The following is a 13245-nucleotide window of genomic DNA, read 5'->3' as shown; positions in this document are numbered from 1 at the left end:
GCGGATCCCCGTCGCCCGGCCTATGCGCTTGGCCGATAGGCAGGTCACGGACGCATCGCTTTCCCTCGGATCGCTTCTCGCTGAAGCCTGGAATGCGCACTGGGCCTACTCGCGCCATCGGGGTGCGGCGGGATCGGCGCGCCTTAGAATGAGCGCGGCAATCTGAGCCTGGAACCTAGCGCGCCGGATGTCATCGAAACCGGAATGACGTTGCACATGCCTCATCCTGTTCAGCGAGAATAGACCTGTTTGGCTGCAGTGAGACGGTGCTGTGTGCCGTGGCGAAGATTAGTCAGCGGCACGCCTCACATCCTTCTATCACGCCTGAGAACGACTGAGCGACGTCTGTGCGCGCCAATCAAGCCCAGGTGCCATCAGCTTGCGGGTGGCACACCGTCTCTGACGCGCCGCTCAAAAGTGTGTCCCGCCGCGAGCAACGCTGAAGTCGCTTACAACGAATCCAGCACGATGGTCGAGCACGAAGGATTTAGTCGATCAACTGGGGATGCACCAGTCTTTGACTCAATTGGCCCAAAATAGCAGAACGGACCAAGGGTGTTCTTGTCACATCTGCGGAAACGAACAATAGATAACCTTTCAAGTCGCGGGCGGCGAGTTTCAGCTAACTCAGGCCAATCCGTTGGCCGCGTACCATGAGAGTGTCCTGGTATTTGTCCCGAGCGGTCACAATACGAACCCGCAAAGACTATTGATGCGGTTCTTTCCAAGCGCGCCCGGTGGACCACTTCAGTTATCGGCTATTCGCGACGCGGTCATGACACAAAATCTCTCTTGATCGAGGCGATCCGCACGGAGCTGATGTACCTCGAGTCCTTGCTTCTCTCGATTGCGATGTGACGCCGTCTCGTCGACTCGGCGGGCGCCAGTCTGGAGAACCCGTTCGATGCTTCCGCCTCTGCTTCGCGCCGCCTCAGTCCGATACGAACGAGGCCCTTGCGGCCTTCACGGATCCGGAGATGAATCGATGAACCTCTCGGACCCGGCGTGTCTCGTGCGTATCGGGATGAGAGGTGATCCAATAGTTGCGCACGAACCGGACCTCGGGCAGCAAGCGCTTCAGCTCTGGATATCGTTGCGCTGCGTAGTCGTGGAGGATTCCGACTCCATGGCCGGCGCGAACCGCTTCCAGTTGCGCGACCACGCTGCCGCATTCGTATCGACGTGACATAAGGCGGCTCAGTACAGAAGCATAGTCCAAGGCGCGGCTGTAAGCCATGCCTTCGACATGCGTCACGAACAAACGACCGGCGAGTTCATCCTGGCTCGTGATGGGACCCTCGCGCCCAAGGTATTGCTCCGCTGCATAGACGCTAAGTGTGTAGTCGGTCAGCTTCGACAGGATTAGTCGCCCCTGTTTGGGGCGGTCCAACGTAATAGCGATATCGGCCTCTCGCCGCGACAGCGAAAATGTTCGTGGTAACGGCACCAGCTGAACGACGAGCCCCGAATGTTTCGCGGCGAGCATGCCGAGCCGATCTGCAAGAAAATAGTTGCCAAGGCCATCAGGTGCACCGACGCGCACCGTACCTGTGATAGCTTGGCTCGCACCGCTGATGCTGGAGCCCACTCTGAGGAATTCGCTCTCTGCGCGCTCCGCTGCGGCGACCAACGACTCGCCTGCTGCAGTTAGAATGCAGCCGGACGTATGTCGTTCGAGCAGCTTGGTGTTCAAGCTTCGTTCAAGGGCAGTAAGTTGCCGCGCTACCGTGGCATGATTCAACCGAAGGCTCTTCGAGGCCCTCAGTATTTGTCCTGCTCGCGCGACCTCAAGGAATATACGAGCCCGTTCCCAATCCATCGACTACAGTTTCTGCACAACGGAGCCGCACATTCGCTCGTTGATACACGACTTTATGCGCTGCATACGAGCGGCGATCAAGTTCTGTTCAGAAGGAAATGTTCGATGCCGACGACGATTCAGCACTTCATCAATGGCGAGTTGGTGGCAAGCCGCGGTGCCCGTACTACGGCTGTGTACAATCCCGCGACCGGCGAACAAACGGGAACGGTTGGATTGGCTTCGGCCCAAGACGTCCGTGCGGCGGCGGCAGCGGCTCGAAAGGCGTTTCCGACCTGGGCGAACACCCCTCCCTTGCGCCGCGCGCGAATTCTAAACCGCTTCCTGCGAATTCTGGAGGATCGGATCGACGAACTCGCCCAAGTGATCACGGCCGAGCACGGCAAGGTGCTCTCGGACGCAAAGGGCGAGATTCAGCGGGGCATGGAAGTCGTCGAGTTTGCCACCGGCGCACCTCAACTTCTCAAGGGAGAGGTCACGGAAAACGTCGGAACTGGCGTCGACAGCCACTCTCTACGTCAACCGCTTGGCGTTGTTGCCGGTATTACACCATTCAATTTTCCGGCGATGGTAGCCATGTGGATGTTTCCGATCGCCCTCGCGTGCGGCAACACTTTCATTCTCAAGCCGTCCGAACGCGATCCGTCCGCCTCGCTCATACTGGCGAAGTGGCTGAAGGAGGCCGGATTGCCCGATGGCGTCTTCAACGTCGTTCATGGAGACAACGAAGCGGTCGACGCCATCTTGTCCGACGCCAACATAGTGGCCGTGAGCTTTGTCGGGTCCACTCCGGTTGCCCGCTACATCCACGAAATGGCCACTCGAAACGGAAAGCGCTGTCAGGCGCTTGGCGGCGCCAAGAACCACATGATCATCATGCCGGACGCCGACATGGATCAGGCGGTTGACGCGCTGATGGGCGCCGCCTACGGCGCCGCGGGCGAGCGTTGCATGGCGATTTCGGTTGCGGTCCCGATCGGAGACGCGACAGCCGACCGGCTGATCGAAAAACTTGCGCCCAAGGTTCGCGCTCTGAAGATCGGCCCGGGAACCGATCCCGATGCCGAGATGGGGCCGCTTGTGACCAAGCAGCATCTCGACAAGGTCCGTGGCTATATCGATATCGGTGTAGACGAGGGAGCAAACCTGATTGTCGATGGGCGGGACTTCCGGCGCCAGGGTTACGAGAAGGGATATTTCATCGGCGGGACGCTGTTCGACTACGTCACGACCGATATGAAGATCTACAAGGAGGAGATCTTCGGACCGGTGCTCGCCGTCGCACGCGCCAAATCATACGATGAGGCCGCCGAGATGATCAACGCGCACGAGTTCGGCAACGGCACCGCCATCTTCACGAGGGACGGAGATGCCGCGCGCGAATTTGCGCATCAAATTCAAGTCGGGATGATTGGCATCAACGTACCGATCCCGGTTCCGATGGCATTCCACTCATTCGGCGGGTGGAAGGCGTCCCTGTTTGGTGATCACAACATGCATGGACCCGAGGGGATACGGTTCTACACTAAATTAAAGACGATCACGACACGGTGGCCTACTGGCATTCGCTCTGGAGCTGAGTTCGTCATGCCGACGATGAGTTGACGGCGAAGTGCACGGATCATCGATCTTCGCTAACGGGCTCAGCGGGTCGCGGCTTCGTGATGCAATGTCCGAGCGTTGGAGCCGCGATGGTCGGTATCGGGAACGCCTCAGCATATCGATAAATTCGTGCACTAGGCGTTCCGATGTCTCCATCGCCGGCGCGGCCCACGGCAGTCCGCTTCTCGTTCTTTCCCGGGCGTCCTTGCAAAGAAAATGCACAGTTCATGGCGCGGCTGGAGCAGGTAACGACGGCCACCTTAGCGGTGAGATCGAACGGGCCATTTTTATTGTTATCGCCTTCCCTGATTCCGCCTGCTCCGCCATTGCCAGAAGCGCAAGCGACGAGGCAATCCAGACTGTCTCGTGGAAAAGATACTGGATTGCTTCGCTTCGCTCGCGACCCGGGCTCATCGCTTCCGCCTTCGCTCTTTGAGCTTCGGCGGACAAGTTGCGATGCCCGGGATGACGACCAGTGTCAGATCAACCCACCCGCCTCCGCCACGCGGCGCTGGTGGTAGTCGGTGTCGCCGAACGTGTTCTCGATCATGGTGAGGCGCTTGAAGTAATGGCCGATCTTCGCCTCCATGGTCATGCCGATGCCGCCGTGGAGCTGGATCGACTGCTGTCCGACGAACTTGGCCGACTTGCCGATCTGCACCTTGGCCGCGGCAATGGCGTTGGCGCGCTCCTTCGCATCCTCGCAATCGTTCGCCATGGTCGCGAACATCGACATCGAGCGCGCCTGCTCGGCGGCGACGAACATGTCGGAGGCGCGGTGCTGAAGCGACTGGAACGAGCCGATCGGGACGCCGAACTGCTTGCGCGTCTTGATGTACTCGACCGTGGTCTTGAGCGACTCGTCCATCAGCCCGACCGCCTCGGCGCAGAGCGCGACGCGGGCCTCGTCGACCACGCGTTCGATCAGCGCAAGCGAATCCTGATTGCCGATCGCAGCATCAGCGCCGATCTCGACTCCGGTGAAGGTGATATCGGCGGCGTGCAACCCGTCCTGGGTCGGATAGCCCGTCCGGCTGACGCCCTTGGCGTCGGCGGGAACCAGGAAAACGCCGATCCCGCTTCTGTCTCGGCGGTCGCCCTTGTTGCGCGCGGTCACGATCAGCGTGTCGGCATTCTCGCCGTTGAGCACGACGAATTTTTCGCCGTCGATGATGTAGCCGTCGCCCTTCTTCTTCGCGGTCGTCGTGACGTCGAAGAGATCGTAGCGCGAGTTCTTCTCGAGCTGGGCAAAGGCGAGCGTCTTGCTGCCGTCTACGATACCGGGCACATACGCGGCCTTCTGCGCCTCGCTGCCGCCGTGGCGCAGGAAGCCGCCGCCGATCACGACCGTGGCGAGGTAGGGCTCGAGCACCAGCGCCTTGCCAAGCGCTTCCAACACGATCATGGTGTCGACGCCGCCGCCGCCGAAGCCGCCATCGGCCTCGCTGAAGGGCAGGCCGAGCAGACCCTGCTCGGCGAGCTTGCCCCAGACGGCTTTGCTCCAGCCTCCCTTCTCCTTCATATACTTCTTGCGCTGCTCGAAATCGTAGGAATCGGTCAGCAGGCCGTCGATGCTTTCCTTGAGAAGCCGCTGCTCCTCGGTCAAATCAAAATCCATGCTGCTCTCCAATGGGCGGGAATTGCCCTGCCGTCGCCTCACCCTCTGACGTCAACCCCGCGAAGGCGGGGAACCAATAAACGCGGCCGCCTGCCATGCTCGCGACGCGGCCTGTTGGATCCCCGCATCCCCGCCCCACCGCGCAACTGCGTAATTCGCGGGTCAAAGTCCTAGCACCGCTTTGGCAATGATGTTTCGCTGAATCTCGTCGGAGCCGCCGTAGATCGAGACCTTGCGGTTGTTGAAGTAGCTCGGCGCGATCTGGGCGGTCCAGTCCATGGCTTCGTTCGAGCCATCATGGCCGTGCACATCGTAGGGCGCGGCGAGCGGGCCGATGACCTCCATCAAGAGCTCGGTGGTGGTCTGCTGTATCTGGGAGCCCTTGATCTTCAGCACTGAGGATGCCGGGTTGGGCTTTGCCTTGCCGTGCTTGCCTTCGTCGGCGACGACGCGGAGCTGGGTCAGCTCGAGCGCCTTCAGCTCTATCTCGCAGGCGGCCAGTTTCTCGCGGAACGCGGCATCCTGGATGAGCGGATTGCCGCCGGACTCGATCTTTGAGGCCAAATCGCGGATGCGGCGCAGCCGCTCCTTGGAGAGGCCAACGCGAGCCAAGCCGGTCCGCTCATGGCCGAGCAGGAATTTTGCGTAATCCCAGCCCTTGTTCTCCTCGCCGATCAGGTTCTCGTAGGGAACCTCGACGTCGTCGAAGAAGACTTCGTTGACCTCATGGCCGCCATCGATGGTCTGGATCGGGCGCACCGTGACGCCCTTCGACTTCATCGAGAACACGATGAAGGAGATGCCCATCTGCTTCTTGGCGGAAGAATCGGTGCGGCAGAGGCAGAAGATCATGTCGGCGTGCTGGGCCAGCGTGTTCCAGGTCTTCTGGCCATTGATGATCCACTTGTCGCCCCTGCGCTCGGCCTTGGTCTTGAGCGAGGCGAGGTCGGAGCCGGAGCCGGGCTCGGAGAAGCCCTGGCACCACCAATCGTCGACATTGGCGATGCGCGGCAGGTACTTCTTCTTCTGCTCCTCGTTGCCGAAGGTGTAGATGACGGGACCGACCATGCTGACGCCAAAGGCGAGCGGTGGCTGTGCCGGATAGGACTGCAGCTCCTCGGTGAAGATGTAGTGCTGCACGCTTGTCCAGCCGGTGCCGCCATATTGCTTGGGCCAGTGGCTGACGCCCCAGCCTTTCTTGTTGAGGATGCGCCACCACGTCACCATCTCGTCCTTCGAGAGGTGGCGGCCCTCGACCAGCTTGCGCCTTGTATCCGGCGGTACGTTGTCGCGGAAGAACTGCCGCACTTCTTCGCGAAACGCCTGCTCTTCCTTCGTGAATGCGAGATCCATCGGATCCTCCTGTGAGATTCCTGCGGCGTCCCGAAGGCCGGGACTATAGCCGCCGACCTTCGTTGTTACGGAAGCCACTTCCGTCCTTGCCCCCAAGTACGGCTGCGGAGGATGGGGCCGGTCGCGCGTGCGCAACTGCGGAACTAGTCCGTGACGATGTGAATTACGGCAAGACCTCAAACAAACCCGCCGCGCCCATGCCGCCACCGACGCACATGGTGACGACCGCGTACTTCGCCTTGCGGCGGCGGCCTTCGATCAGGGCGTGGCCGGTCAGGCGCGCCCCCGACATGCCGTAGGGATGGCCAATCGAGATCGCGCCGCCATTGACGTTGATCTTGTCCGGGTCGATCCCGAGCTTGTCACGGCAATACAGCACCTGCACCGCGAAGGCTTCGTTGAGCTCCCACAGGCCGATATCGTCGACGGTGAGGCCGTGGCGCTTGAGCAGGCGCGGCACGGCGAAGGCCGGGCCGATGCCCATCTCATCCGGCTCGCAGCCGGCGGTCACGAAGCCGCGGAAGATGCCGAACGGCTGCAGGCCACGCTCGGCCGCTTCCTTGTCGCTCATGATCACGGAAGCGCTGGCGCCGTCCGAGAGCTGGCTGGCATTCCCGGCGGTGATGGTGGAACCTTGGCCGCGCACGGGCTTGAGCCCGGCGAGTCCTTCGGCCGTGGTTTCGGGGCGGGGGCCCTCGTCCTGCGACAGCGTCACGTCCTTGAAGGAGACCGCGCCGGTCGCCTTATTCGTGACCGCCACCTGGGTCGTGATCGGCGCGATCTCCTCACTGAACTTGCCGGCCTGCTGCGCGGCGGCGGTGCGGCGCTGGCTCTCCAGCGAATATTCGTCCTGCCGCTCGCGCGAGATGCCGTAGCGCTTGGCCACGACTTCAGCGGTGTCGATCATGGGCATGTAGGCATCACCCTTCATCTTGAGCAGCGCGGGATCTCGCACGTGGAACGAGTTCATCTTGTCGTTCTGCACGAGGCTGATCGACTCGCCGCCGCCGCCGACGGCGATCTCGACTCCGTCAAAGATCACCGAACGAGCGGCGAGCGCGATGGCTTGAAGCCCCGAGGCGCATTGCCGGTCGACCGTGCTGCCGGCAACGGTGACGGGCAGGCCGCCGCGCAGCAGCGCCTTGCGCGCGATGTTGCTGCCGGTTGAACCCTGCTGAAGCGCCACTCCCATCACGACGTCCTCGATCTCCTTCGGATCGACCTTGGCTCGGGCGACGGCCTCGGCGATCGCGTGGCCGAGCAGGGTCGCGCCCTCGGTGGCGTTGAGCGCACCGCGATAGGCCTTTCCAATCGGGGTACGGGCGGTGGAAACGATGACAGCGTCGGTCAAGAACGATCTCCTGATGCGAGTTGGGTGGATTGTGGCGATTTCTGCTGCCGCGCTGGCCATGGCCGCGAGTTTGGTGCAGCTGATCGGGCGGTCGCGAAGCTCGAGCTCGAGAGCGTGCGCGAGCCGTAGTCAGCGGCTGCCTTCGACGATTGGTCAGGGAGGGTGCCCTGGACGATGTTGTCGCTCCAACGCGCCCTCGAAACAAACTGTTCGCCGGGATGGGTCATGTTCCGCAATACATCACTCATCATTCCGGCGCGCGACCACAGGCTCCGCGCAAAGCGCGCCGTGAGAAGCTCCGTCGCGAGCTCTAACGCGCAATGCGAATCAGAGAGTCCACCGAGCAGCGTACTCGAAGGCGAGATGATTTCCCGATCAGGCCTTTCGGGCCACCCACGTCGCGTAATCGCGCAACGTGGAACAACGAAAGGATTGGCAGCCCTCATCACGCCGCCTTGGACGCCGCCGCGAGCGAGGCGAACGTCTTGCCCTCCGCCGCGAGCTTCTTCAGCAGAGGGGCGGGCTCGAGGCTCGGGTCGTTGGTCTCCTTGGCGTAGAAGGCGAGACGGTCGGCGATGTGCTTGAGGCCGACGCTGTCGGCCCAGAACATCGGGCCGCCGCGATAGATCGGCCAGCCATAGCCGTAGAGCCAGACCACGTCGATGTCGGAGGGACGCGCCGCGACGCCCTCTTCGAGGATCTTCGCGCCCTCGTTGATCATCGGATACATCATGCGCTCGAGGATCTCGTCGTCGCTGACGATTCGCTTCTTGCGGCCGAGACGCAGCAGCGTCTCGTCGATCAGCTTCTCGACCTCCGGGTCGGGCATCGGCGCGCGGGAGCCGGCTTCATACTTGTAGTAGCCCTTGCCGGTCTTCTGGCCGAAGCGGCCGGCTTCGCACAGCGCGTCCGCGATCTCCGACTTGATGCCGCGGTCCTTGCGTGAGCGCCAGCCGATATCGAGGCCGGCGAGATCGCCCATCGCAAACGGGCCCATCGGCATGCCGAACTTGGTGACGACCGCGTCGACCTGCTGCGGCAGCGCGCCTTCGAACAACAGCTTCTCGGACTGCTTGCCGCGCTGGGCGAGCATGCGATTGCCGACGAAGCCGTCGCAGACGCCGACCACGGCCGGCACTTTCGCGATCTTGCGGGCGATGCTCACCGCAGTGACCAGCGCGTCCGGCGCGGTCTTGTCGGCGCGCACGATCTCGCACAGCTTCATGACATTGGCCGGCGAGAAGAAGTGCATGCCGAGCACGTCCTGCGGACGCTTGGTCGTCTTCGCGATCTCGTCGATGTTCAGGTACGAGGTGTTGGAGGCAAGCACGGCGCCTTGCTTGACGTACTGGTCGAGCTTGCCGAAAACTTCCTTTTTCACCGCCATGGTCTCGAACACGGCTTCGATGACGAGATCGGCGTCGCCGACATTCTCGATGCCGACGACACCGTTGATCAGCGCCATGCGCTTGGCGGGAGCATCCGCCGGGATGCCGCCGCGCGCGGCGGTCGCTTCCCAGTTCTTCTGCATGATGCCCATGCCGCGCTTGAGTTGTTCCTCGCCGGTCTCGATCAGGGTGACGGGAATGCCGGCATTGGCAAAGGACATCGCGATGCCGCCGCCCATGGTGCCGGCGCCGAGAATGGCAACACGGTTAACGGGACGCGGCTTGGTGCCTTCGGGAACGCCGGCGATCTTGGCTGCCTCGCGCTCGGCGAAGAAGGCATAGCGCTGCGCCTTGGACTGGTCGCTGGCGACGAGCTTGAGGAAGCCTTCGCGCTCCTTCTTCAGACCCTCGTCGAACGGCAGGTCGATGGCATAGCCGACGGCGTCGGCCGCCGCGAACGGCGCCTCCAGGCCGCGCGACTTCTTGGTCATCGCGGCAACCGCACTGGTGAAGATCGAGCGGTCGGCCTTCGCCGCCGCGATCTTGGAATCGTCGTCGCGCAGACGGCGCAGCGGGCGCTTCTCGGCCAGCAGCTTGCGGACAAAGGCCTCGCCGCCGGACGCCGGGCCTTCGACGATCTCCTCGATCAGGCCGTGTTTGAGCGCTTCCGCAGCGCCGATCGGATCACCACCGACGATCATCTTGACCGCGAGTTCGGGGCCGACTGCGCGCGGCAGGCGCTGGGTGCCGCCGGCGCCCGGCAAGAGGCCGAGCTTCACCTCGGGCAAGCCGAGCTTTGCCTCTTTGACAGCCACACGGAAATTGCAGGCCAACGCGACCTCGAGGCCGCCACCGAGAGCGGTGCCGTGGATCGCGGCCACGATCGGCTTCGGCGAATTCTCCATCTCGGCCAGCACTTCGTTGAGCCCGGGCGGCTTCGGCGGCTTGCCGAATTCGGTGATGTCGGCGCCCGCGATGAAGGTGCGGCCGGCACAGGTCAGCACGATGCCCTTGATCGCGGGATCGGCAACCGCGGCTTTGATGCATTCCAGAATTCCGCCACGAACCGCGGCGCTCAGCGCGTTGACCGGAGGGCTGTCGACCGTGACGATGCCGACTTCGTCATGACACTCAAGCTTGACGACTTCGCTCACGGTGAGCTCCTCAGTGAAACAATAAAATCGGGTGGGTAGCGGACCAGTTCAGCTAGCAAGGCTCAAACGCTCGGTGCGATGCCTGAACCAGCCTGCTGATGATGACTGCCAGACATACGCTCTGCCGTCGGTGTGACTCGCAAGGGACGACTTTCGGGAGACCGATGTCTTGCCGGACTGTTTGGATCGCTCTGTTGGGTCACCCGGGGCCGCACTGTTCGTTTCCGAGCAGCATCAGGTTGCACGGCCACCGGATCATTTGCTGCATATCCCGCCTGCTGCGTCGAATCACTCGGCCTGCTTGACCATGCGGAGGCGCAAAAATGTCTAACCATGCCAAGCTACCATGTCATTCGGACAACCGTCTTTATTGGAACCCATCCGAACAGGTTCGGCTGGGAGGCAGTAGAGTAACAGGATGCCCATATCGATTAATGCAATGGCCCGGAGATTTACGCTTAAATTCTGCGCCACCTCCCCTTTTTTGGCCCGAGTTGATCATGAGCCGTCGGGCTACTCGATTCCGAGCATCACGACGGATTTTGCGCTGTTTGCGAGTGCCGATTGCCTAGCACCGTAGTGGCATGAGCCAAAAACCAGACCCCCTCCGTAGTCAATCGAAGGTCGCACGACAGCGATTTCGCCGAGCTCAGGCGAACGGCGAGCGAGCGTTAACCCAATCGCGCAACCGTTGGACTTGAGGTCCGGACGCACAACAGCCAGTTCAACCGCTAGCTGATCCGCTCGACCGGGCAGCGACTTCGAGGTCGAGAATGAGACCCGTAAAGCGCTTGAGGAACGGAATGGCCTGTGCTTCCTCACCGTTCTCGCTCGCGCGCCGCTTTTCGTGGACCGGTACAAACGGTTACCACAGACAACAGTAGTCCCACGCTCGCCATTGCGGACGTGACCACCGAGCGACAGCGCCTAGCGGAAGGTAAGCCAGCTTTGTGAAGGCGCGTTCGATGGCAGCCCCGGAGGATCTGAATATTGATGCCGCTGTATTGACGGTCGGTCGCGGCGCTTTTCGGCATGGCCAACGACCCTGTCGCAGCCGGGGTACCCCAGGGCTGTACCCACGGCACGCGGCCGGCCTCAAGTTCGCCTAAAATTTTCTTGCTGATTTCGTCGTAAAGGCTCGTCCGGTCCTCACCGGTGCGCGCCCGAAGATAGTATCTGGACATCGCGGATCTCCGCGACGGGCACCGCGAGCCTCTCTCGCAGCCTGTACCCCGTCGCGGCAAAACCCGACCGGCGCTCTTAGTCTCAGCTTCTTCAGGCGGAATCGAGGTGGCGTGATTTGCGAGGCGCCGCACGCACACAAACGACGGAATGCGAAATCTGCAACGCGCTCCGCCTTCCGTTCCATTGTTCAGGACTTGTTACTTTAGGGCCGCAGGCCCAACCAGTGCGCCAAGGGAGCGCGCCGCCCCAAGGCAAAATGGCACCGGAGAGCGTGAGCATAGCGCCCCGAAGGGGCACACTGGTCGAATGCAGCGACGAGACCGGCTGGCCCTGCTTCGGCCGAAATCTGACCCGAACCTTGTCGATTAAACGCGGTTTGAGTTCAGCTTTCGGAACATCGGGACCTCCGGATCGGGCTTGTTTTTGTCGCGTTTCGGATTGGCAACCCAGTCGTCCCCCTGCGGAGCGCTCTCAAGCCCAACAACAAACATATCGAAGCAGTCTTCCGTCAGTCGGAATCGCAGGAAGTTATTGTAAGCGCCGATACGAAGCGAACTGAAGGCATCGTTTCCATTCTAAAGACAGGCGATGATATATGCAACTGAACAGCGTGCTCCCAACCAGAAACACGATCGCAACATCTCGGCAGCGAGCAAGAAGCACCTCCACACCTCGCACTACTCTCCCCGCCAAGCGAAGTGCTCTTTGTTGAGCCTATAGCGCGCGGCGCAGATGAGGACGCCTACATGGGCGGCCGCACGGACGTCGCTTGATAACTAGATCTTGAACCTGGTCGAGACCTCCTGCTTGATTGCGTAACCGATCACGGACGCTCCAAAAAGGCGGCTATCAACGCGTAGACGTCGGGCCGGTAGAGCAGCGAGATGAGGGCGGAAAGCAGGAAGTAGATCGCGCCCATCAGCAGGGAGAAGTCCCACTTCGTGAAAGAGAAGAAGACGTTCTTGAGCGTCAGCCACTTGCAGTTCGAGAATGAGGGTATACGGCGCAGCTACTGTTCTTGGCATCAGTATAATCCGACATAGCGCCGAGCTTCAGCACCTCACGGTGATCAACGAAACCAACCGAAACATCTTGTTTGAGCTGGTGGGTCGGATGCAGGAATGCCCCTCCGCAGCCCGACCATCAGCGGCCGCTCATGAGCACAAGTAGAAAAAGGCAAAACCTGCTCTATCGTCCAATGCGACCATCGCGTTCGCAGTCTGGCCTACGACTAGAAAGATTCGGAGAGCATGCCCGCTAGACCTCGATAGTAAACGAAGCCTTGCATCGCGCGGCAGTACTGTGACGATACCCCCCTCGAAAAAGCAACACCGGCCGGAGTTTATAGCTCCGGCCGGTGTTTTAGCGCGTTTTACTTGCCGAGCTTGCCGAGTTCGGCGGTCAGCTCCGGAACCGCCTGGTAGAGGTCGGCGACCAGGCCGTAATCGGCAACCTGGAAGATCGGCGCGTCCTCGTCCTTGTTGATCGCGACGATCACCTTGGAGTCCTTCATGCCGGCCAGATGCTGGATCGCGCCGGAAATGCCGACCGCGACATAGAGCTCGGGGGCCACGACCTTGCCGGTCTGGCCGACCTGCCAGTCGTTCGGGGCATAGCCCGCATCCACCGCCGCACGCGAAGCGCCGACGCCGGCGCCGAGCTTGTCGGCGAGCGGCTCGATGTACTTTGCGAAGTTCTCGCGGCTCTGCATGGCGCGGCCACCGGAGACGATGATCTTGGCCGAGGTCAGTTCGGGACGATCGCTCTTCGCGACT

General features: G+C 61.7%; 7 protein-coding genes and 1 pseudogene. 1 reads left to right on the top strand and 7 read right to left on the bottom strand.

Features of this window, described 5'->3' with window-relative positions:
* Nucleotides 1-931: 931 nt before the first annotated feature.
* Nucleotides 932-1819, bottom strand: coding sequence for a LysR family transcriptional regulator (locus ACFQX9_RS03580; protein WP_377786623.1), 888 nt, complete (start codon nt 1817-1819; stop codon nt 932-934).
* A gap of 105 nt (nt 1820-1924) precedes the next feature.
* Here ACFQX9_RS03580 and ACFQX9_RS03575 point away from each other — a divergent pair, with 105 nt between their 5' ends.
* Complete coding sequence (locus ACFQX9_RS03575) at nt 1925-3424, top strand: CoA-acylating methylmalonate-semialdehyde dehydrogenase (RefSeq protein ID WP_377786621.1); 1500 nt, start codon at nt 1925-1927, stop codon at nt 3422-3424.
* Nucleotides 3425-3899: 475 nt separating this feature from the next.
* On the opposite strand, the gene pimD is transcribed toward ACFQX9_RS03575, so the two are convergent.
* From pimD to ACFQX9_RS03545, 6 genes and pseudogenes are all read right to left on the bottom strand, one after another.
* A complete protein-coding gene (pimD, locus tag ACFQX9_RS03570; RefSeq protein WP_377786619.1) occupies nt 3900-5039 on the bottom strand; it encodes a pimeloyl-CoA dehydrogenase small subunit in 1140 nt (379 codons plus the stop codon).
* 162 nt (nt 5040-5201) lie between these two features.
* Entirely contained in the window at nt 5202-6392 is a 1191-nt protein-coding gene (gene pimC / locus ACFQX9_RS03565; RefSeq protein WP_377786617.1) for a pimeloyl-CoA dehydrogenase large subunit, read from the bottom strand.
* Between the two features lie 163 nt (nt 6393-6555).
* Nucleotides 6556-7743 (bottom strand): acetyl-CoA C-acyltransferase, encoded by a 1188-nt coding sequence (locus ACFQX9_RS03560; RefSeq protein ID WP_377786615.1) that lies wholly within the window; start codon nt 7741-7743, stop codon nt 6556-6558.
* 445 nt (nt 7744-8188) lie between these two features.
* Nucleotides 8189-10285, bottom strand: a complete 2097-nt coding sequence (locus tag ACFQX9_RS03555; protein WP_377786613.1) for a 3-hydroxyacyl-CoA dehydrogenase NAD-binding domain-containing protein — start codon at nt 10283-10285, stop codon at nt 8189-8191.
* 781 nt (nt 10286-11066) lie between these two features.
* Nucleotides 11067-11469: pseudogene (locus ACFQX9_RS03550) on the bottom strand (ArdC-like ssDNA-binding domain-containing protein); the annotation flags it as partial.
* A gap of 1373 nt (nt 11470-12842) precedes the next feature.
* Nucleotides 12843-13245, bottom strand: a 403-nt coding sequence (locus tag ACFQX9_RS03545) for an electron transfer flavoprotein subunit alpha/FixB family protein (RefSeq protein WP_377786610.1), incomplete at its 5' end; no start/stop codon positions are given.

Origin of the sequence: Bradyrhizobium sp. GCM10028915 (genome assembly GCF_042666195.1) — a bacterium.
Taxonomy (GTDB): Bacteria; Pseudomonadota; Alphaproteobacteria; order Rhizobiales; family Xanthobacteraceae; genus Bradyrhizobium; species Bradyrhizobium canariense_D.
Note: the sequence above shows the minus strand (reverse complement) of the source record. Positions and strands in the feature narration are given on the sequence as shown.